Source organism: Pseudobacillus sp. 179-B 2D1 NHS, assembly GCF_045370945.1.
Classification (GTDB): Bacteria; Bacillota; Bacilli; order Bacillales; family Domibacillaceae; genus Pseudobacillus.
This window is the reverse complement of the sequence record NZ_JBIQDP010000011.1, coordinates 102,992-122,730: the sequence shown is the minus strand read 5'-3', so window position 1 is coordinate 122,730 and position 19,739 is coordinate 102,992. Positions and strand designations below refer to the sequence as shown.

At 36.8% G+C, this 19,739-nt stretch carries 21 protein-coding genes; 4 read left to right on the top strand and 17 right to left on the bottom strand.

All coding sequences use genetic code 11. From position 1 onward, the window contains the following. The first annotated feature begins 11 nt into the window (after positions 1 to 11). The gene (locus ACH0BF_RS12890) at positions 12 to 872 is read left to right on the top strand and encodes a TetR/AcrR family transcriptional regulator (RefSeq protein WP_340853761.1); all 861 of its coding nucleotides are present in this window, start codon (positions 12 to 14) and stop codon (positions 870 to 872) included. A gap of 423 nt (positions 873 to 1,295) precedes the next feature. On the opposite strand, the gene ACH0BF_RS12885 is transcribed toward ACH0BF_RS12890, so the two are convergent. From ACH0BF_RS12885 to ACH0BF_RS12865, 5 genes are all read right to left on the bottom strand, one after another. Continuing rightward, positions 1,296 to 1,544: a hypothetical protein gene (locus ACH0BF_RS12885; protein WP_340853760.1), complete on the bottom strand. Its 249-nt coding sequence runs from the start codon at positions 1,542 to 1,544 to the stop codon at positions 1,296 to 1,298. Continuing rightward, on the bottom strand, positions 1,541 to 3,067 hold the full coding sequence (locus tag ACH0BF_RS12880; RefSeq protein WP_406909448.1) for an S-layer homology domain-containing protein: 1,527 nt from the start codon (positions 3,065 to 3,067) through the stop codon (positions 1,541 to 1,543). The genes ACH0BF_RS12885 and ACH0BF_RS12880 overlap by 4 nt, the downstream gene beginning before the upstream one ends. 876 nt (positions 3,068 to 3,943) lie before the next feature. Continuing rightward, positions 3,944 to 4,447 (bottom strand): PadR family transcriptional regulator, encoded by a 504-nt coding sequence (locus ACH0BF_RS12875; protein WP_340853758.1) that lies wholly within the window; start codon positions 4,445 to 4,447, stop codon positions 3,944 to 3,946. 4 nt (positions 4,448 to 4,451) lie between these two features. Then, complete coding sequence (locus tag ACH0BF_RS12870) at positions 4,452 to 6,914, bottom strand: ABC transporter permease (protein WP_340853757.1); 2,463 nt, start codon at positions 6,912 to 6,914, stop codon at positions 4,452 to 4,454. Continuing rightward, positions 6,883 to 7,602, bottom strand: a complete 720-nt coding sequence (locus tag ACH0BF_RS12865) for an ABC transporter ATP-binding protein (RefSeq protein ID WP_340853756.1) — start codon at positions 7,600 to 7,602, stop codon at positions 6,883 to 6,885. Before ACH0BF_RS12865 ends, ACH0BF_RS12870 begins: the two co-directional genes overlap by 32 nt. A gap of 1,079 nt (positions 7,603 to 8,681) precedes the next feature. Between ACH0BF_RS12865 and ACH0BF_RS12860 the strand changes: the two genes are divergently transcribed. Continuing rightward, positions 8,682 to 9,500, top strand: coding sequence for an STAS domain-containing protein (locus ACH0BF_RS12860; protein ID WP_340853754.1), 819 nt, complete (start codon positions 8,682 to 8,684; stop codon positions 9,498 to 9,500). 90 nt (positions 9,501 to 9,590) lie between these two features. On the opposite strand, the gene ACH0BF_RS12855 is transcribed toward ACH0BF_RS12860, so the two are convergent. After that, positions 9,591 to 9,749 carry a hypothetical protein gene (locus tag ACH0BF_RS12855; protein WP_406909447.1) on the bottom strand — a complete coding sequence of 53 codons (159 nt, stop codon included), beginning with the start codon at positions 9,747 to 9,749 and terminating at the stop codon, positions 9,591 to 9,593. A 131-nt stretch (positions 9,750 to 9,880) separates the two neighbouring features. Between ACH0BF_RS12855 and ACH0BF_RS12850 the strand changes: the two genes are divergently transcribed. Further along, positions 9,881 to 10,384, top strand: a complete 504-nt coding sequence (locus ACH0BF_RS12850; RefSeq protein ID WP_120031994.1) for a DinB family protein — start codon at positions 9,881 to 9,883, stop codon at positions 10,382 to 10,384. A gap of 271 nt (positions 10,385 to 10,655) precedes the next feature. On the opposite strand, the gene ACH0BF_RS12845 is transcribed toward ACH0BF_RS12850, so the two are convergent. The 4 genes from ACH0BF_RS12845 to ACH0BF_RS12830 all read right to left on the bottom strand — a co-directional run bounded on the left by ACH0BF_RS12845 (position 10,656) and on the right by ACH0BF_RS12830 (position 12,686). Then, positions 10,656 to 11,228 carry a dihydrofolate reductase family protein gene (locus ACH0BF_RS12845; protein ID WP_406909459.1) on the bottom strand — a complete coding sequence of 191 codons (573 nt, stop codon included), beginning with the start codon at positions 11,226 to 11,228 and terminating at the stop codon, positions 10,656 to 10,658. 216 nt (positions 11,229 to 11,444) lie between these two features. Next, the gene (locus ACH0BF_RS12840; protein ID WP_406909446.1) at positions 11,445 to 11,780 is read right to left on the bottom strand and encodes an NUDIX hydrolase; all 336 of its coding nucleotides are present in this window, start codon (positions 11,778 to 11,780) and stop codon (positions 11,445 to 11,447) included. Then, the gene (locus ACH0BF_RS12835) at positions 11,774 to 11,929 is read right to left on the bottom strand and encodes an NUDIX hydrolase (RefSeq protein ID WP_340853748.1); all 156 of its coding nucleotides are present in this window, start codon (positions 11,927 to 11,929) and stop codon (positions 11,774 to 11,776) included. Before ACH0BF_RS12835 ends, ACH0BF_RS12840 begins: the two co-directional genes overlap by 7 nt. A 172-nt stretch (positions 11,930 to 12,101) precedes the next feature. Further along, positions 12,102 to 12,686: a TetR/AcrR family transcriptional regulator gene (locus tag ACH0BF_RS12830; RefSeq protein WP_406909445.1), complete on the bottom strand. Its 585-nt coding sequence runs from the start codon at positions 12,684 to 12,686 to the stop codon at positions 12,102 to 12,104. 150 nt (positions 12,687 to 12,836) lie between these two features. Between ACH0BF_RS12830 and ACH0BF_RS12825 the strand changes: the two genes are divergently transcribed. After that, positions 12,837 to 13,571 (top strand): glucose 1-dehydrogenase, encoded by a 735-nt coding sequence (locus ACH0BF_RS12825; protein WP_406909444.1) that lies wholly within the window; start codon positions 12,837 to 12,839, stop codon positions 13,569 to 13,571. Positions 13,572 to 13,687: 116 nt separating this feature from the next. Here the strand turns inward: ACH0BF_RS12825 and ACH0BF_RS12820 are convergent, their stop codons facing one another. From ACH0BF_RS12820 to ACH0BF_RS12790, 7 genes are all read right to left on the bottom strand, one after another. Beyond that, on the bottom strand, positions 13,688 to 14,191 hold the full coding sequence (locus ACH0BF_RS12820) for a HEAT repeat domain-containing protein (protein WP_406909443.1): 504 nt from the start codon (positions 14,189 to 14,191) through the stop codon (positions 13,688 to 13,690). A 249-nt stretch (positions 14,192 to 14,440) separates the two neighbouring features. Next, positions 14,441 to 15,439 (bottom strand): HAAS signaling domain-containing protein, encoded by a 999-nt coding sequence (locus ACH0BF_RS12815; RefSeq protein ID WP_340853744.1) that lies wholly within the window; start codon positions 15,437 to 15,439, stop codon positions 14,441 to 14,443. Next, the gene (locus ACH0BF_RS12810; RefSeq protein ID WP_120032007.1) at positions 15,426 to 15,773 is read right to left on the bottom strand and encodes a PadR family transcriptional regulator; all 348 of its coding nucleotides are present in this window, start codon (positions 15,771 to 15,773) and stop codon (positions 15,426 to 15,428) included. The genes ACH0BF_RS12815 and ACH0BF_RS12810 overlap by 14 nt, the downstream gene beginning before the upstream one ends. Positions 15,774 to 16,424: 651 nt before the next feature. Further along, entirely contained in the window at positions 16,425 to 16,844 is a 420-nt protein-coding gene (gene arsC / locus ACH0BF_RS12805; RefSeq protein WP_340853742.1) for an arsenate reductase (thioredoxin), read from the bottom strand. Positions 16,845 to 16,880: 36 nt separating this feature from the next. After that, positions 16,881 to 18,179: an arsenic transporter gene (locus ACH0BF_RS12800; protein ID WP_406909442.1), complete on the bottom strand. Its 1,299-nt coding sequence runs from the start codon at positions 18,177 to 18,179 to the stop codon at positions 16,881 to 16,883. A gap of 19 nt (positions 18,180 to 18,198) precedes the next feature. Continuing rightward, entirely contained in the window at positions 18,199 to 18,546 is a 348-nt protein-coding gene (locus ACH0BF_RS12795; RefSeq protein ID WP_340853740.1) for an ArsR/SmtB family transcription factor, read from the bottom strand. A 302-nt stretch (positions 18,547 to 18,848) separates the two neighbouring features. Next, positions 18,849 to 19,724 carry a M23 family metallopeptidase gene (locus ACH0BF_RS12790; RefSeq protein ID WP_406909458.1) on the bottom strand — a complete coding sequence of 292 codons (876 nt, stop codon included), beginning with the start codon at positions 19,722 to 19,724 and terminating at the stop codon, positions 18,849 to 18,851. Between the last annotated feature and the right edge of the window lie 15 nt (positions 19,725 to 19,739).

The following is a 19,739-nucleotide window of genomic DNA, read 5'->3' as shown; positions in this document are numbered from 1 at the left end:
GGGAATGCGGCATGAGTAAAAAAGAGCAAATCATTGAAGCAGCAAAACAATTGTTTCGAACAAAAGGTTATCATGATACTTCAATTCAAGATATCTTGGAACATTCCAAAGTTTCTAAAGGCACATTTTATAATTACTTTGCTACGAAATCACAATTAATTCTTTATATTATTCAAAAAGTTGATGCAAAAGTTGAAGAACAACAAAACTTGTTATTATTGGAAGGAAACCCTTTTGATAAGCAAATTTTTTATTCTCAGCTTCGAGTAAAACACTCCATCTATGGGACTGAGAAGATTGCAGAGCTATATAATATCTCATTGGGGGAAAATGATGAGTCATTAAAAAAATATATGGCGGAAAGTCATTATAAAGAGCTTGATTGGCTGGCAAAACGGTTAATAGAAGTTTATGGTAGAGAAATAGAAGAAAGTGCAATGGATTTATCTACCCATTTTATTGGAGGATTAGGTTATCAATTTAGATATTCTGATCAAATGAAGCTGAATCTTAATAGTTCCGATATATTGGACTACAATATTTTGCGATTAGAAAAAAACATTGAAATAACAAAGGAATCTAATCAAGTTCTCTTTCCATATAAGTCACCTGATTCAGTTGAAAATCCAGAAATAGCTATCGATAAAATACAAAAGTTACTTAAAAAAGTAATAAATGATTATGAGGTGTCTAAAGAAGAAAAAGAATTGATTGATTTTATTTTGGATGAGTCCCAAAACTCATATGTAAGATGGAGTGTTTGTGAAGGAGCTGTTCGACAATTAAAAATAATATCCTCCTCTCATTCAAATAATGAGCAAATATTTAATGAAGTGTTTAATATTATAAATAGACAAAATAAAAACAGTTAAAAATTGTTTAGTTAAAATAAAGATTGAGCATTAGATATTGAGTTGGAATTCCCCCTTAAAATGGGACAAGTAAAAACACCTTTAAGTTGAAATGAGGATGTCGGATACCTAAATACAACTTGGAGGTGTGTTTTGTGAATAAAAGAGTGAGTTATCTGGCAGAAGTCAAGTTAAAGGCAGCAGAGACGAGAAGGACCGGATCAGTTATTAAAACCACAACGAAGGGATAACGAAACAGAACAACCGCCGATAATCCCCAATCAAATCGTTTTACGCCTCACTAAAGCCAGAAAATATTCGTATTCAATCCAAACTAAACAGCCAGTCACCCGATACACTATCGGCAACTGGCTTCTTAAAGGCGTTTTGGTCCCTGTCTCAATTATGGGATCTATTCCCCCTATAGAGTGGGCTTGTTTTAAACTAATTATCTCGGTCTAACAATTCTTTTTTTAGAGCACGAACTTGTTTGAGAATATCTTCTTTTTCATCCTCCAAACATTCTAGCTTTAATTTTCCATTTTCTTCTTCAATTGAAATGAGGTCTCCTTCTTTAACATCAAAAGAGAATGTCTCGATAGTAATTAATTCCTCAATGGATTCATCTTCACGATATAGCAGTTTGGCTACCCCTTTTTCAATGGAATCAATGGTATATTTTCCAGTTCTCATGATCTTTCACAAGCCCATCCATCATTGTCACGGTCGTGTTTAGATTCATATGCTGGATGACCTTTCTTTACTCCATCCGGATAGACCTTTCTCATCTCCGTACAATTTTGGAACTTTGTTGGAGTTGGAGCTGGTGTGGGAGCCGGAACTGGTTCTGGTGTTGGTTTTGGCTTGGGTGCCGGGACCGAATTCTGAACAGGCGCTGATGGCACTTGCTTCATAAAAACATAACTGCCATCTGTCCAAGTTTGAATTTGACCATTCGGTGTTGATACGATGTGTGCCCCAATGTTTTTTAAACGGTTCACGACAACAGATTTCGGATGGCCATATTGATTGTTCTCTCCATATGACAGAACACCATAATCCGGCTTAACTTCATTTACCAACGCTTGGGATGTACCAGTGTCCGACCCATGATGAGAAGCTTTTAAGACCTCTGCATCCAAATCGTACTGATCCACTAACAAGGCTTCTACTCTTGTATCTGTATCACCTGTAAGAAGATAATCAGACTCTCCATAACTAACCATAAGTACAATTGACCCTTCATTTGAATCACTTGCATGGCTATTAACATAAAGTACTTTCACAGAAACACTAGAATCTAATGTAATGTTTTGACCCACTTGTGCCACTTTAAATGATGCGCCAGTTGCTTTTACAGCGTTTAAATAATCAAGATAGATTTGAGTGGTATGCTCCTGACCAGAATCTACAACATTCTTAACCTTATAGTTTTCAATCACGTAATTTGCTCCGCCAATATGATCAGCATCAGGGTGTGTAGCTACAAACGTATCAATCGCTGAAATATTAAGTGAAGCTAATTCTCTTTTCACCTCATCATCGGAACGACCAGCATCGACTAGCATGGCTTTTCCATTAGGAAATTTAATGAGAATCGCATCTCCCTGTCCAACATTTAAAAAATCAACTTTAAGGGTTGGACGCTTTGTGTTATCGATGAACACTGGGTTTAACGAACGTGACATAAATGCTGCAAACTGACCACGGGCTACTGCAATGTTAGGACGATATGTATGATCTGGATACCCTGCTGTAATACCAGCTGCTATGATTTTTCCGATAAATGGATAGGCAGCTGAATTTTTTGAAACATCTTTAAAATTAACTGCAGCTGAGTCACTGAGTTTAAAAGCACGTGCCAAGAAGATAGCTAATTGACCACGGGTTACTGTTTCATTTGGACGATAAGATCCATCTGGAAAGCCAGTGATAATTCCGGTTTTTACAGCAGAATCGATGTAACCAGAGGCTACATTATTTGCGTCAACGTCTGAAAACGTTGTTTGTCGTTTTGTACCATCAAGTTTAAGTGACCTTCCAATCATAATGGCCGCCTGTGCCCGGGTTACCTTATCATCAGGTCCAAACCGTCCATCTGAATAACCTGAAATGATGCTTTTCCCTGATAGATAGTTAATTTCATTGAAAAATCGGTAATTCACTGAGACATCTTTAAAAGATGCTGCACTTGCACTCGGTATGAGGACACTCAATGCAAGAAGAAAGCTCAAAAAAAATACGATAGCCTTTTTCAAATTATTTCCCCCTCTTTTAATAACTGTTCGATTATAGCATAATATGCCATGTTAAAATCAGGGAAATATTTCCACAAAAAAAAAAAAAACAACCTATCTATCTAAAAATAAGCCCTACTCATACGAGCGGGACCTTTCTTATGGCTCTTGTCTTATTTGTGGTTTAAAAAGCCAAGGATTCTATTGGGTGATCATTGCAGGTTTTACAGTGTCAAACATACCGGTTCTTTTCTTTTTAGCAAATGTTTATAATCTAATTTGCCGCCAATTAAGTTGGCTTGCTTCTCTGTTTCTTGATTCGTTTTAAATACACCTGTATAGTCCTTTTCACGACAACAGCGGCCAAACGGCCAGTCTCAGCGTATGGGTGTAGCTCAAAAGAATAGTTACCATAAAAAATAAGGAAATGAAGCGATGGACTACAGGGCAAGTACCTAAGCAGAAAAATATAAATAACCAAATTCATGAATAGATTTTTCAAAGAGATATATTTAGAATCTTCTGGCTGCAAGTCAGTTCCTGGCTGATATATAGTTGAATTTGCTAGACTGAATGATTCTCTGACAAGTACGTATCCTTTGGGATGTCTTGAACATCTAAAAAAATCTTCTCCCTAATTTATCCTTATTAAAATGACAATAGATTTGTAAAATAAAAGAGGACAGTAAAACCCTAAGCAGCTATAAAGCTATTCCATGGTTTTACTGTCCTTTAGATGGCTGATAGAATCAATTTATTTTTTCACTGATGCGTTTCCACTTTATTCTTCTTATGATGGATCAAGGATGTGACAAAAATCCCCCTCTACTTAACTTATATAAAATAATATTTATGTTAACGGTTTCGATTTTCAACTTGATTTATCCAATTTAAATCTGCTTCTAAGTGCAGCAATATACCAGTGATTAATAAATATTTATTTTCGTCCCCCTGAAGCAATAATTCGGTTTTTAATTTAGTTAAGTCCATCACTTCTTTAATAATCATTGCTTTTTGTTGTTCAAGCATTTGCTTTTCCTGGGCAAAGTGAATTCTACGAGCACAACTCCATTTAAAGAAAAAATCCTCTTTTGTCGAGTAATAAGGCACGGGTTCCAGTAACCATTTTTCCAATTCATCTTTACCTTTTGGTTGTAACTCAAACAATTTTCTTTCCTGATCATCTGCTCCTGGGGATGAGACAAGCTGGTCACGTGTCAGGCGATCAAGAGTGGTATAAATCTGACCAGGATTAATTTTACCTTTAATTCCAAGGAGGGAATCCAATTCCAATTTTAATTCGTACCCATGATGTCTTTGCCGGAATAATAATGTTAAAATCCCATACTTTACTGACAAATTATCAACCTTCTTTGAGTGATGATTGGATATCCATTTTACTTGCACTTTTACTGGAAATCCAGGCTGCACAGAGGCTTAGAGAAACTCCGGCAATTATTGCTAGTATAATATTACTCATGGGTAATTGGAAAGACATAAATCCTTCCATCAGTTTAGATTTACTTGTTACATATATTAAAATTACGCCTGTTACAATACCTCCAATTACACCTGATAATCCAATGAGCATACCTTCAGCAAGTATCATGTTTCTAACCTGTTGTTTAGTAAAACCGAGTGCTCGCATAGTTCCAATCTCAGGTATACATTCTAAAATATTCATTAGCAGCGTATTAGCTGTGCCCACACTAGCCAAGCCGATGATCATCAGCAACATGACTAAGATAAGGCCACTCATACTGGAAATAGCTGAAGTAGTAGATTCAATTTCATCTTCTACGGTTTGAACCTTTGAAAGATGATCACCAAAATCAGACCATAACTGGTCACGAATTGAATCGTTCCCTTCACTGTTTACAGTGAGTAGCAAATCAAAGCTATTTGTCCATCCAAAAACATCATTGAGGTATTCCTCGTCCATAAATGCGACATAACCAGAATAATGTGATGTTTTAACCACTCCAATAACTTTAAAATTCTGTTCACCATTCGAAGTATTCATTAGTATACTCTGACCAATTTGTCCGCCCCATTCTTCAAAGGCACGATCCCCGAGCAACACGGATGGTTTCTGTTTTAACTCTTTGTATAGATCCTTCTCCCGGAAATCAGCAAATAACGAGGGGCCATTTTCACTTACAGAAAGAACGGAAAATTGTCTACTTCTTCCGCTATTTGTTTCCCAAGTAATCGGCGTTGCTTCAGTTAATGTTTTAACACCTGTAACAGCATCATAAGAAAGCACTTTTTTTATATCTTCAGCAGACCATGGAGCCTCAGATGTAACTCTCATGTCCCCCCCATACGTATTTCTTATTTCTTTTTCGTATCCTTTAGGAGCTGACCCTACCGCTGCACCAAGTAATAATATAATCGATATACCAATGGCTAAAATAGCAGCTGTATTTGCATTACGATTTATTTGCTGCAAGAGACTTTTTATAGCCATGATACCAGCATAATCAAAAAAGTATTTTAAAATGGGCTTTACTATTTTGCTTAAACCTAACAATAGGAAAGGAAACAAAAGAATAACACCTATTAATATAGCAACATAGGAAACTGGGTGATCTATAAACACAAAGCACAGAAGCCCCACCCCAACAACAGTTCTAAGAAAATACCGTCTTGATAATGTTTGCGTTTGATTTGCTGCTTTTAATGTCAATAAAATCGACGTCTTGCCTGCATTATAAATAGGAAAAAGTGAAAAAACTATAGGAAATAGCAATCCAATGATAATAGCCATCATCGCTGGTAGCTTCCAATTTAACGTGTAGACCATATCAAATTTGAATACACTAAGAAGAGCTTGCATAAACATATCCCCGAGCCATATACCAAGCGGAACTCCAACAGCTGTGCCGATCAATACCAAAAGTACTATTTCAATAAGAACCAGCTTAGAAACAGAACTTTGTGTATAGCCTAAGCTTTTCATTACAGCAAATTCTCTTTTTCTTTCTATAACGCTTGTATAAATCACATTAAAGACAATAAACCCGCTGATAAACATGGACAATCCCGCAATTAAATAGAAGAAGGTATAGAGTCCGCCTATATCATTGCTTTGGAGGTCATCCGCAACAACAGGTTCTATGTATACATTAGAACCACGGAACTTTTGCTGAAAAGAGTGAAAGAGATCTTTGCCGTCACCTTTGACTTGAAAACGCATATAAGAAATCTCGTCACTCTTTCCTGTCCACTCTCTTAACATATCAAGCGGAGCCATAATGCGAAAACTGCTTGATTCAGCACTTTCCCAATCACTGGGACTTGCAAGCAGTTGTGTATACTCAACAATGGCAGAAATCTTTGCTTCTCCCATATTAGTAAATCGAACCGTATCTCCAACCCCTTTTCCCAAAAGCTTTGCAACAACTTCTGGTAATATTACTCCTTCATTATCTAAGCTACCTTCAATAACTGGGAGTTTCAGCAAAGGGCTATTTTGATCATTTACTCCTGTAATTCGCACAGATCTTTCATTCAAAGAATGATTACCTTCAAGTTCAAAGAAAGCTTGCTTATCAAGGGCAAGCAATGTATGAGTAACAGCGGGATCCTTTTGAATAGACGAGATCATCTCTTCAGGATAAGTATGTTCATCACTTAAAACCCAATAATCTGCATTGGCGACATACATTTGTTCGTAATAATCAAAAACGTCCTTCGTTGTTTTATCAGCCACCAGCATAGACGTTAAAAAAGATGTCCCTAGTATAATGGACAGCAATGTAAAGAAAAATCTTTTTTTGTTTTGCGTAATATTACGCCATGAAATTCGCCAAATATTTAGCATAATCACTATCCTTCCTAGATATCACTTGATCTATAGCCCCATCTCTAAAAAGTAGAATGCGATCTGCAAAGCCAGCTGCAAAAATATCATGTGTAACCATCACGATGGTTTGCTTATTTTTACGGTGAAAGGTTGACAATAAAGCCAGAATTTCTTCTGCCTTAGCCCTGTCTAAATTTCCTGTTGGTTCATCAGCTAATAAAACAATCGGGTTATTAACAAGTGCTCTAGCTATAGCAACACGTTGTTGCTGACCACCACTTAATAGATTGGCACACTTACGATTTAATCCCTCTAATCCTACAGAATGAATTAATTCATGAATCAATTTACTTTTCTTATTAGTTAATTTCCCGTCTGCATGAAGAGGAAATGCGATATTTTCCTCTACAGTTAAGTTAGGTAATAGTTGATAATTTTGAAAAACAAAACCTAGTTTTTTTCTACGAAATATGGTTCTTTCCTTTTCTCTCATTTTATTTAAAATCTTATGATCAATTTGTATATCTCCCTTGGTGGGTACATCAAGCCCCCCAAGTAATTGAAGTAGTGTGCTTTTTCCAGAACCGCTGGGTCCCATGATGGCCACGAATTCCCCTTCTTCAATACTTAAATCAACACCTTTTAAGACTTGCGTTTTCTCTTGTCCTTGTAAAAATTCTTTTGTTAGGTTGCTAACTTTGATCATATTGCCCCTCCCGTTATTTCCTTTTTCAATATATACTAAGTATATAACACATAACACCAAAACCGGCAATTAATCCAAATAAATTTCTATTTTTAATCAAAAATCCCTCTATAATATATATATACTAAATAAATATAATTCAGTGATATTAAACAAGAGAGACAAAGAGTAACGAGTGCTCCCTTTCTTTTTTGACCTTTATTAATTATCGACTCTCCAAAACTATTTAGTAATTTCCTCGCGTTTAATCACATCTTTATTGTGATAGGATGAATTTAAAGTTCTTTCATCTCAATTGTATAAAGTATCCCCCCAACATGTTCCATCTGATTGATCATATTTGCATAACCGTTTTCATCATGCGAGTAATTACTGGATGTTCAATACCCAGCTATTCCCCCTTCTTCCTTACAGTCAGTGTATAACTTCCCATTAAAGGAAAAATATGTTACAATACTCATAATTCGCCTATATGGCGGTGAGCTACTCCGATTAGCTTGCCGCTTTTTCTTTTGAAGCGAAATAACGTTTTTAGCTTCAAATTCCGCTGATAAAAGTAAAACCGGATTATCCCTCACCTTTCTAACAGATTTCTCACTTCAGAATCCTTCATTAAACGACTTGCCGATAAATCAAAATACATGTTGACTGCCCCTCCCTTCCGATAATCTCTCTAGCGTGGTATTCAAGCTATCGATGAACACCATGGCCTCAAGCAGCTCGCCCATCATTTGAGTAATGCCTTCTTTTTCATTTTCACTAATAACGCTAGGCGGTTTAGCTAAACAGACGGTTCGGATTTAAAGGGTGCCTTGAGTGCCTGCTATATTATTTTGTTGTTACCGCTGCACCGCATACTTTGGCGCAAAAGAATATAACAAGACAAAGAAGTCTGTTACTCATACTGAAAATGTGGCGGAAGAAGTTCCTAATAACTAGGCAAGTGAATACGAAAAATACCTCCTATCACCGTCCAATCGATTAAATTCTAAAATTTTATTTTTTAAATAATGTGGTTTAATAAATAAAGAAAAGTGGTAGAAGTTTACGTGGAGTTAGATATAAAGGGGGAGTATAAAGTGACGTCTCTACAATCGTTTAAATTGAAAGAATTTTTCGAAAGTAACACTAAGGAATTTGAAGAGAAGTTACTATCTGAGGCTGTCAATGTAAAGGATAAAATCGATGAAATTCTGGCAATCGGAAATATTGACCTTATAAAAAATGCCCATAACCTAGTTGTTTATATTATTGAAGGGAAAGAAAGAGAACTTCAATTATTTGCGAAACAAGAAGGAATAGCGTGGGCTACTCACTCCCTCACCTTATCATTCAAATTGGAGTGGGTACAAGCCATCCGGAGAACTCTGTGGAATTTTATAGAGCAGTATAACGAGTTAGCAGATAAACAGACGACGTTGAACTTTTTCCGTCTGGAAAAGGAAATTAATAACCGGGTTGATACATTTTTAAATACTTTTTTTATTAATTATTCTACATATAAGGATTCCCTGCTTACTGCTCAGAGAGAGTTGGTCGAAAATCTATCGGTTCCCATTATTCCGATCAATGCCTCGATCTGTATTTTGCCTTTGATTGGTTCGGTTGATACTTTTCGAACGTCAGTCCTTGAGGAAAAGGTTCTAACTGAAATTGGTGTATCCCGCATCCAAACTTTAATCATGGATTTGTCAGGCATCGCCGATATGGAACCTGAGGTCATTGACCATTTAACGAAAGTTATCAATGGCGCTGCCCTCATGGGATGTAAAACGGTCATTACCGGATTAAGAGCAGAAGTCGTGAGAAAAATGATACATCAGGACCTCTCATTTGATCATACGACCAAAACACTGGGTACGTTGCAACAAGCATTAAAAGAGTACTTAATAAGCTAAAGAGACCCTAAATGTATCAGCAATAGCGCTGCTAAAGCCCCCCTTTAAGGGGCTTTTTTCTTTACCTAATCTGCAGCTTCTTGACCTGTGCTAGTAACAGTCTGTTGCCTCAGAGCCCCCATTCAGAATCTTATTCCACTCTGTCATTCCGCTCTTTAAGCTTTCTTCGGTATTGTATCTGAAATTCACCAGCTGATATTTTTCCGTTAAAGCATTTCTCCATTGTTTTTTATATTTGTTTTCTAACATTTTTATCCTCTTCTCCGACTAGCGACATACATTATAATGAAGTCGTTTAATTTTATTCTCCATATTAATAATCACAAGGAAAATTTAAAGATTTAGCGAAATTATTATGTAAAAAGCTTAGGGGGTTCAGTATGTTTCAAACATTAGATCATTTCTTAAAATCTTGGGAGTATGAAGCAGGGGTCACTCAGAAATTACTAAATAATTTAACTGATGAATCACTCAAACAGGAGATTACCTCACAGAATTGGACTTTAGGACGGATTGCGTGGCATACCGTTGCTGCTATCCACATCATTGCCTCAAACACAAATTTAAGGTTTGAAGCTATTTCTGAAGATTGGCCTGTTCCTACCTCATCACGTTTTATAGCAGACAGCTATCATCAAGCTAGCGAGGCATTTGTACAGGCATTAAAAACTCAATGGACAGACAGTACTTTGCAAGAGCCTATAGATTTTCTAGGTAAAAAAATGCCAAATGGCTCTCTTTTGATGTTTTTGATTCAACACCAAAACCACCATCGAGGACAAATGACTGTTCTTATGCGACAAGCAGGGTTACTCGTTCCTGGCATTTATGGCCCATCAAAAGAAGAATGGGCTAATTTTGGTATGGAAGCTCCCAAAATGTAACCTACTCCATAGGCATTTCGTTTTTGACAAAACACAAAGTAACAGATAGATAAGAGCTTGGTGAAAATATATTGAATAAGGTGAAAGAATCCCACTGAAGACATAACCATACAGTGGGATTTCCGTTTCGATTACATGATGTCCATGAATGATGACTATCCTAGTGAGAATAGATAGAGTGTTCAGTTCGATATCAATGGAACTCTTTCCAAATGTAACATTTAAGTTTAAGTTCGATTAAAAGCTCCTTCTATCTTCGAAATGGGTTGTGCTATTTATTTTCATCTAAATGATAGATTAATTGTACAACTCCAGAAGAAAATGTTCTTGTATCAACCATCTTTAAATTTAACCTTTCCTCTATATCACCAAACAAAGGTTTTCCCTCTCCCAAAACAACAGGGTGAACAGATAATCTAAATTCGTCAACGAGCCCTAAATTGACAAAAGTGGCAATAAGACTTGAACCCCCATATAGCCAGATGTCTTTACCAGGCTGATTTTTTAATTTATTTACTTCTTCAAGAATATGATCATTTATGAATATCGCTTTATTATCTGTGCTCTTTTGAGTTTTGGAGAACACATACTTTTCTTTGCTATGGATTAATCTCCAAAGTTCTTTTTCAGTATCATCATCTTCCGTTTTTGGAGTAAATTCTCCCCATAATTCATAACTTTTCCGCCCATACAAAATAGTATCAATCTGATTTAAGAAATTAACGAACTCCATCTCAGAATCCATGATACACCAGTCAACTTCTCCATTTGCTCCTTCGATAAAACCATCTAAAGTAACCGCTAAATCTAAAATAATTCTTCTTCGTTTTCCACTGCTGGACATCATTCTTTCTCCCTTCAAATTTTTTGGAAATAATAACAACAATCATAGCTTTTCGGTTAGAAACTATAGTCCTTCCTTTGGGCAACCTGGTACACATTTAGTTTGAAGCAAGATATTTCAGAAATAGGCACTTTAGGTGAACAAACAGCAAAAAGAAGCTCCTGATGAAGAGCCTTTTCTGTATCCAATAATAGAGGTTATATTATACAATATAAATCAATTTAATTCTAAACGGAGCCTACCTAGACTATGATCCTCAATTAAGTTGATGCTTCTTTTATTTTCATGATAGTCATTGATTTCCTGGCTAATATTGGGTATCAGCAAAATGGAGTCTAACTCCTCTAGAGAAATCCACTTGACCGCCGATTGATGTGGATCAGGATACTTGGACAACCGTGCCAGCGAATTATTCTTTATGCTACATTCAAAAATGAGATGCAATGCGTGTTGCTCATTGAGATGATAATCGCCAGATTGTTTATGAGGAGCAAATTCATAGATTAGTGCCAGCGGCCCTGCATCAACATGAGCTGCAGTTTCTTCTACCACTTCTCTTGCAACCCCTCAATGATCGTTTCACCAGGCTCTAGTCCTCCACCCGGCAAATTATAATGAATCCCATTTTCATCATATTCCACTAAAAGTACAGAGTTATGTTCAATAATTAGACCCGTACATCGAATTCTTACATGTGACAAGATTTCACCTCATTTAAAATACTGTTTTAAGACAATTTTATGTGAAGCCCAAACAGCAGAGACTTTTCAAAGAGAGGTTCACCATTTTTCCAGCTGCAAATCTCAAAGATGGAAATTCCTCATAATTCTCAGGATAACCGCTTCTTTTTCATTCAAAATAATGGGCTAGCGATTATTCGTCAAGAACAATGGCCTCTTTAAACATCTTGCTTTGAAGATGGGCTAATTTTTTCGCCATAACTTCGGGAGAATCTTTGAAATCCTGGTGAATCCAGTACATAAAAAAGCCCAGGCTGCCGTATGTTAAGAAGTAGTTTAGTGCAGGGATTTCAACTTCAGTTGCCTCACCTAGTTTTAGTTCGAGACTAGATGTTTGAACTAGACTTTCACAAAATTGATTCTGTGATCCCGGGAGCACTTCCCCTTTTAAAATGAGTGAGAAAACGAATTGATTTTGATAAATAAATTCAAAAATAGGGAGATGGCGATGTTCATCATCTGCCGAAAAGCGCTCTACACTGCGATACCCTTCACGAAAGTGAGCAATTAATTCTGTTAAATAGTCATCGAAGATTGCAGCCAATAAATCGTGTAAATCTTTATAATGCGAATAAAAGGTTACCCGATTACATTTGGCATAGTGCGCTACCTCTGTAATAGTGAGATCGTTTAACTCCTTTTCCTTCAATAATCGTAATAACGCATTTTTTAAATTTTTTTGCGTACGAGCTGAGCGACGGTCTTCGCTATTTGCCATTTATCGATATCTCCTTTAAAAAGAAACTTTCTATTACATTTTATTATGACATCAATCTTTTTATTGGACAAACACTCTTTTTATCTGTTAATTTACAAATGTAGTTTATCTTTATTATCTTGCCATGATGTTTATAGGAGGAGTAAAAACATGACTCGCTTAGAAGGAAAAATTGCCATTATCACAGGTGCTGCTCAAGGTATGGGTGCCGCACATGCTCGAAGATTCATTGAAGAAGGCGCAAAGGTTGTTTTAACAGACTTAAACGAAGAAAAAGGTAAAGCTTTTGCGGCAGAACTTGGCGAAAATGCTTTATTCGTAAAACAGAACGTAACAAGTGCTGAAGATTGGGCAAATGTAGTGGCTGAAACAGAAAAAGCCTTTGGTTCAGTAAATGTTTTAGTCAACAACGCGGGTATCACAATGGCAAAATCTATATTAGAAGTAACGGAAGAGGAATATCGTCGGATCGTAGACATCAACCAAGTTTCCGTCTTTTTAGGTATGAAAGCAGTTATCCCAGCCATGCAAAAAGCAGGCGGCGGTTCCATCGTCAATATTTCATCAATGAATGGTATTGTTGCGGGAGCAATAGGTTATACAGATACAAAATTTGCTGTGCGTGGTATGACAAAAGCGGCTGCAATCGAGTGTGCTAATTACGGAATTCGTGTGAATTCGGTGCATCCGGGTGTCATCGCCACACCAATGGTTGTTCAAGAAGATACCAAAGCAGCAGTGGAAGAGTTCTCTAAACATATTCCTATAAAGCGCGTGGCCCAACCGGAAGAAGTTTCAAGCTTAGTGGTTTACTTGGCCTCTGAGGAGTCCAGCTATTCAACAGGTTCTGAATTCATTGTTGATGGCGGCTTAACAGCTATGTAATGCGAGCGTCATGACATTGGCAGCAATAAAAGGTAAAAGGTGATACAGAAACTTGTATCACCTTTATACATAACCTCTTCAAAACCTGCCACTATGGATGTATTACTTTTATGATTTTAGTTACATTTTTTGAAAGAAGAAAAGGTTTCTAAGGCATCTAAGAGTATTCCCTCCTGCCTCTCTATTTCATTTAATTTCTCTTTTACTTGTAGAATACACTTACATAAGATTTCATCTGGTATTTTACCGTTAATTGCCTCTATTAATTGATGAGCTTGAGCTTGCACTTCAAAGTTTCCATTGATCAAATGATCAACTAATGTTTCTAAATGTGCTGAACAATCAAAAGGTTCCAGTGCATATAGCAGGGTCCCTCTATTTCCCAAAGTTTTTGGATCATTAATTACTTCTATTAGCGGTTGTACTGCCTCTTCATTTCCTATATCACTTAATGTCAAAGCAATGGAGTTTCTCAATAAGGCATTTCCTGTACTCTTTAAATATTCAATAAGCAAAGGGACAGCCTCTATATTTTTGCTTCTACCCATCTCCTTTAACATGATTTCAGCTTCATCAAACTTATCATTTTCTAATACCAATCTTAATGAATGGATATCCATGTGATTTATCCAAACTCCTTATCACTGACAGTAATTAACTTAATTATATCACGGTTTTTCTCTAATGATCTTGCCTCTATAGCCAATAGACGAAATTTTCAATCAATATCATTTATAATTTATCGATCTTTATTTTGAACAATCCAGCTGGTAAAATAACGATCCTTATTTTCGTTCAACAAAAAAAGCCGACAATCTTAATTGACCATCAGCTTGAACCCCGTTATTTTTTTAATAAGCGAATAGAGATTAATAAATTCTCGCCTTGCGGAAACCGTCAAACACACTGATAGCTGCCGATACAACGAAGAAGAAAATCCCCCCACCAACGATCCACATTGTAAATTCGTTAGCGGTAACAGTAAATAAATTTGTCATATATCTAACGAAATCTTTGCTGAGTATATCCGGATTAATCAATATGACAATGAAGACGATGCTTGCGATTAGTTGGAGAATAGCGTTGCACATAGCTATTCTTTTTGTCCATTGTCCCTTTATTAACTTGTAAAGCGATAATGCTATTTCTAATCCGATCATAACCACAACGATCGGCCAATATCCTAACAAAACCTCTTGATTTAATGCTGGGGCCACGAATTCTAGTCTGCCCCCTTCTCCTTCGTACACACCCAAAAGATAATTTGCATAAAAGTAAAAGGTTGCCCAAATCGCCGTCCACATTAAGCTTCCAAATACTTCGATCTTTGAAATAGCTTTTTTCTTAGGGATGTATGAGATGTTTTTTAAATCATCAGGTGTCCATTTCTTAAGGCTCGCTGTTAATGGATGTTCATCTTTTCCTTTATCTGTTCTTTCTAAAACGGCAAACACAAGTGTTAGCCAAAAGAATACCTGGATTACCACTTCAATGATCCTCCATACGCCAAAACCCATAATATCTAAAACGACATTTGCTATTGCTTCTTCACCACGGTAACCTACAAAATATTCAGCAATCATCGAGATGAACGAAATGGCAACGGCAATTGGTAAAATCATTTTAAGCAACGTAACATATACATCAAAATAGCGTGGACCAATTAAATGCATTGGCTGATCGCGATACCTACTAGCCAATACGACTGGACTCCCTAATTTTTCAAGAATCGTCTTTATCTCTTCTTCACTGGGATCATCAGGCAGCATATCCTCAATTGTAGATCGTAACTCAAGTGCAATATCCTCACGATTTTTTTCCGGAAGCCTTCGAGTAACTTCCCGAATGTAAATCTCAATCAGATTCATTGTCTTCCTCCCCCTTTAATAAGCTGTAAAGCTCTTTTGAATTCTTCATCCATTCTCTTTTTAACTGCAAAAATATGTCTAGCCCGTATTCGCTTAAAACGTAATATTTACGGGGTCTACTTTCAGAGGTATCCCAACTACTCGATACTAACTCCTGTTTCTCTAATCTACGAAGCAATGGATACAAGGTACTTTGATCAATGGTTACACCTGACTGTTCCAGTAATTGGACGAGTGAATATCCATATTGGGGGGTTCGCAACTGACTCAAAACCGCTAAAGTCAAAGTCCCTCTTCTAAGCTCTGTTGTTAATGAATTTAATAAATTACTCATCCACCCACCTCATTTTTACTATATGTCATACAGTATCTAACTTATACTATGCATCATACACTATTATTGTTCCGCAATCAATTAAAATTATCATATTTTAAATAGTAATCAAAAAATTCACTCAAGACAGATCGGTTGAAGCGTGTGCAGTCCACAGATCTTTCACTAAAGGCGAAGGCGATCTGTATTCTGATATTAACTTTTATATATTTACCGACAATGATGAAGCAGAGAATATAGCTCAAGCCATTGGATTTCTGAAATATATCTCGTTCACTTGATCATTTATAACGATCGTAGAACAGAAAAGATGACCGGAAACAAGTCAAATGCATTTACAAAGCTGGCAGGGTTATAGGAAATGCAACATTTGAAACACAAACACTCACTTATGAAAAGTGGGCAATGGTGCTCATCCAGCTTGTTGTTTTGTCGTTGAAGAAGAAAGTGAAACCCTGGGATGGTGCAAATTAGGTTCTCATTCATCCCTAGGCCAAAAGAGATGGTGTGTGGCGCATACACTAGCATTCTAGAGAGAAAAATTACAGTAGTTAGTGCGAATTAAAAAAGGCAGCTTGTAACATGCAGCTGCCTTTTTTAATCACCATATATCAATTTATTCTCTTAATCTATTTCTTTGCCTTTCATGGGCTACTTCCCTGTTTTTGAAAAGTATTCTATTCTTTCGCCAATTTCATCACGTACCCGTTGGAAAAAAGCCCATTTCTCTTCTATTGTTCCTTCTGCCTTTGCTGGATCATCAAATCCCCAGTGTTCGCGTTGGACTTGCGGCGGCGTAACCGGACATTTATCTGCTGCATCCCCACATAACGTTACGACTAAATCAGCGTTGTTTAATATTTCCTCTTCAATAATATCTGACGTTTGGTTAGAAATATCAATTCCGGCTTCTTTCATTGCTTTAACCGCATTGGGGTTTAATCCATGAGCTTCAATCCCTGCACTATAGACATTCCACTCCTTACCTAAGTATTTTTTTGCCCAACCTTCTGCCATTTGACTGCGACAAGAATTACCTGTACATAAGAAATAAATGATTTTTTTGTTCATGTTATTCATCTCCTTTTATGAGCAGGCTCATTGCTATTAGTGAATAATCAGCAGCCAGATATATAGCCCTGCCAATGTAAAGAACAGTGTTGGAATGGTCAAAATGATTCCAGTTTTAAAGTACGTTCCCCATGAAATCTTAACCCCTTTTAAAGACAAAACATGCAGCCATAATAGAGTAGCCAAAGAACCAATAGGTGTAATTTTTGGTCCTAAATCCGAACCGATAACATTGGCATAAATAAGAGCTTCTCTAATCACGCTGTTTGTATTGGTATCTGCAATGGCCAGTGCGTCAATCATGACAGTCGGCATGTTATTCATTATTGATGAAAGAACGGCAGCAATGAATCCCATTCCCATGGTAGCTGCAAATAGCCCCTGATCTGCCGCCACCTGAATAACATCTGCTAACACATTTGTCAGCCCTACATTTCTTAAACTGTACACTACCACATACATTCCGATAGAGAAAAAGACAATTGCCCATGGCGCTCCTTTGATTACCGTTGAAGTATTCACAGCTGGACTTCTTCTTGCCATAAATAAAAAGAAAATTGCTACTGCACCCGCAATCATCGAGACGGGAATGTTAAAAAATTCACTGGCAAAGTATCCAACAAGAAGTATCCCTAATACGACCCATGATAAGCGAAACATCTTAGCATCCCGAATGGCTTCTACTGGCTTCTTTAATTGATCTATATCGTAATGCCTTGGAATACTTTTACGGAAAAAGAGAGACAAAACCAAAAGGCTGGCTGCCAGAGAAAAGAAATTCGGCACAATCATGCGGGTAGCAAACTCAATAAAGCTAATATTGAAAAAATCGGCTGAAACAATATTAACTAAGTTACTAACCACTAACGGCAAAGAAGTTGTATCTGCAATAAAACCACTAGCTAATATAAATGGAAAGACCATGGCCTCATTAAACTTTAATGCACGAACCATAGCTAGGACAATGGGTGTTAAAATGAGAGCCGCCCCGTCATTAGCAAAAAAGGCGGCTACAAGCGCTCCTAAAAACGCTACATAAACAAACATGAGAGTGCCGTTTCCCTTTGCTGCCCGTGCCATATGTAAAGCTGCCCACTCAAAAAAACCAATCTCATCAAGTATTAAGGAAATAATAATAATAGCAATAAAAGCTAAAGTAGCATTCCAAACAATCTGAGTAACATCTACTACATCCTGAAAGTCAACGACACCGACTAACAAGGCAAGCAATGCTCCTCCACAGGCAGACCAACCAATCGATAAATTTTTTGGTTGCCAAATAACCATCACAAGCGTTACTAAAAAGATTAATGATGCTAATATTGTTGATGTCACAATCTAAACCTCCGATGATTTAATCACAAGAAATACGCAAACCCTTTTCCTTGAGTTCTTCTAAATTCTTTTCTTGACTCGGAAGGTAATCCAAAAGGCTTTGCACAAGTTGATAATGTTCACTTTCTTTATTCATTGAGTAATGAATCCACTGTCCTCGTCGAGTTTCTTTTACTAGTCCTCCATCTCGTAGTTTACGCAAATGCTGACTAATAGCAGGCTGACTGATCTCAAACATTGCTACAAATTCACATACACAACATTCATTCAACTGCAGCAATTTCATCATTGTCAATCGGGTTTTATCTCCAAGTAATTTTAGAACACTTGCCATGCCTTCAATTTCTACCATTGATTTTATGCTCATTTTTCTCCATACCTCCTGCATCGCTAATCATCATATAATAATATGCTTATATGCGCAATTAATTATTAAGTGGATCGCCTATCAAGGAAACTGTAGCCTCCTTCTCAGTGTTACATTCCCTATATGCTACAGCCCCTTGAAAAGAAGCCTTCAAAATTATACCGATCTCAAAAAAACATATCTGAAAAGCGTTGGCAAAGGACCTCTGACTTATCATTTAAAGCATGATTGTGATAAAGACGATGAGTAAGAACTGAATTACAACCAAACTGGACTTCAAAATTGAAGTCCAGTTTTAAATGTTAAGATGTAAAAGGGCTAACAAAGTCTCCTTGAATGGGTTCAAGCCCATTCTCAAAACGGATACGAATCGATTGGCCCTTCAAATAGTTAATTGAATTCATTACTTGAAAATGTAAATGAGGCTCCGATGAGTTTCCTGAATTTCCACATACCCCGATCACCTCTCCTTGCTGTACGAAATCTCCCTCACTCACAAGGATGGAGCTTTGTTTTAAATGCGCAAGCATGCTGTACTCATTGTTTTTGTGTTCGATAATTACGCAATTCCCTTCAGGTGGCTCGGGATTGAACTCGCCCGGTACATTATCCTTTATCCCGTCTACTATTTTTACTATCTTCCCTTCTGCTGGAGCTATGATCTCTTTATTAAAAGCATAATAACTTTCATTCTCTTTCACGGGACCACTATATGATTGACCGTCTTTCATAATAATTAAGTCGTACGCATACCTTTGATCAGCATATACATAGTGATAATTAATAAACTGGTTTGTCCCCCCCCAAAAAACAAACCATTCCTCTTTTATTGGCATAATATATGTATTCTTTGTGTACTGTTGGTCGCTTTCTGGAAAAGAAACAAAAGGTGCAAGGCTTATTCCATAAATAGTGTTATTTTCATCAAAAGAAATGCCTATGGCTTTCTCTCTTTCATTATCTAACCATAAATACTGCGTTATATACTTGTTTAAATTCGTACTCATTTCCAGGCTATATGTTTCTACCCCATTATTAAAGGACTCACCATATTCAATAAATTGTTCGAGTGTTGCTAACTGCTTAAACTCCTCTGTTGTCTGCTGATAGATCGCAGAAAAATCTCCATTTAAAAACCTAGATCCAAAATCATTAGGAGTAACCTCTAATTTTTGCATTCCTCTCAATTAAAA

Excerpts from the sequence above, each read along its gene's own strand:
- ACH0BF_RS12890 (WP_340853761.1), top strand. The coding sequence starts at position 12 with ATGAGTAAAAAAGAGCAAATCATTGAAGCAGCAAAACAATTGTTTCGA.
- ACH0BF_RS12885 (WP_340853760.1), bottom strand. The coding sequence starts at position 1,544 with ATGAGAACTGGAAAATATACCATTGATTCCATTGAAAAAGGGGTAGCC.
- ACH0BF_RS12870 (WP_340853757.1), bottom strand. The coding sequence starts at position 6,914 with ATGCTAAATATTTGGCGAATTTCATGGCGTAATATTACGCAAAACAAA.
- ACH0BF_RS12865 (WP_340853756.1), bottom strand. The coding sequence starts at position 7,602 with ATGATCAAAGTTAGCAACCTAACAAAAGAATTTTTACAAGGACAAGAG.
- ACH0BF_RS12855 (WP_406909447.1), bottom strand. The coding sequence starts at position 9,749 with ATGTTAGAAAACAAATATAAAAAACAATGGAGAAATGCTTTAACGGAA.
- ACH0BF_RS12850 (WP_120031994.1), top strand. The coding sequence starts at position 9,881 with ATGTTTCAAACATTAGATCATTTCTTAAAATCTTGGGAGTATGAAGCA.
- ACH0BF_RS12845 (WP_406909459.1), bottom strand. The coding sequence starts at position 11,228 with ATGTCCAGCAGTGGAAAACGAAGAAGAATTATTTTAGATTTAGCGGTT.
- ACH0BF_RS12830 (WP_406909445.1), bottom strand. The coding sequence starts at position 12,686 with ATGGCAAATAGCGAAGACCGTCGCTCAGCTCGTACGCAAAAAAATTTA.
- ACH0BF_RS12825 (WP_406909444.1), top strand. The coding sequence starts at position 12,837 with ATGACTCGCTTAGAAGGAAAAATTGCCATTATCACAGGTGCTGCTCAA.
- ACH0BF_RS12820 (WP_406909443.1), bottom strand. The coding sequence starts at position 14,191 with ATGGATATCCATTCATTAAGATTGGTATTAGAAAATGATAAGTTTGAT.
- ACH0BF_RS12815 (WP_340853744.1), bottom strand. The coding sequence starts at position 15,439 with ATGAATCTGATTGAGATTTACATTCGGGAAGTTACTCGAAGGCTTCCG.
- ACH0BF_RS12810 (WP_120032007.1), bottom strand. The coding sequence starts at position 15,773 with ATGAGTAATTTATTAAATTCATTAACAACAGAGCTTAGAAGAGGGACT.
- arsC (WP_340853742.1), bottom strand. The coding sequence starts at position 16,844 with ATGAACAAAAAAATCATTTATTTCTTATGTACAGGTAATTCTTGTCGC.
- ACH0BF_RS12795 (WP_340853740.1), bottom strand. The coding sequence starts at position 18,546 with ATGAGCATAAAATCAATGGTAGAAATTGAAGGCATGGCAAGTGTTCTA.
- ACH0BF_RS12790 (WP_406909458.1), bottom strand. The coding sequence starts at position 19,724 with ATGCAAAAATTAGAGGTTACTCCTAATGATTTTGGATCTAGGTTTTTA.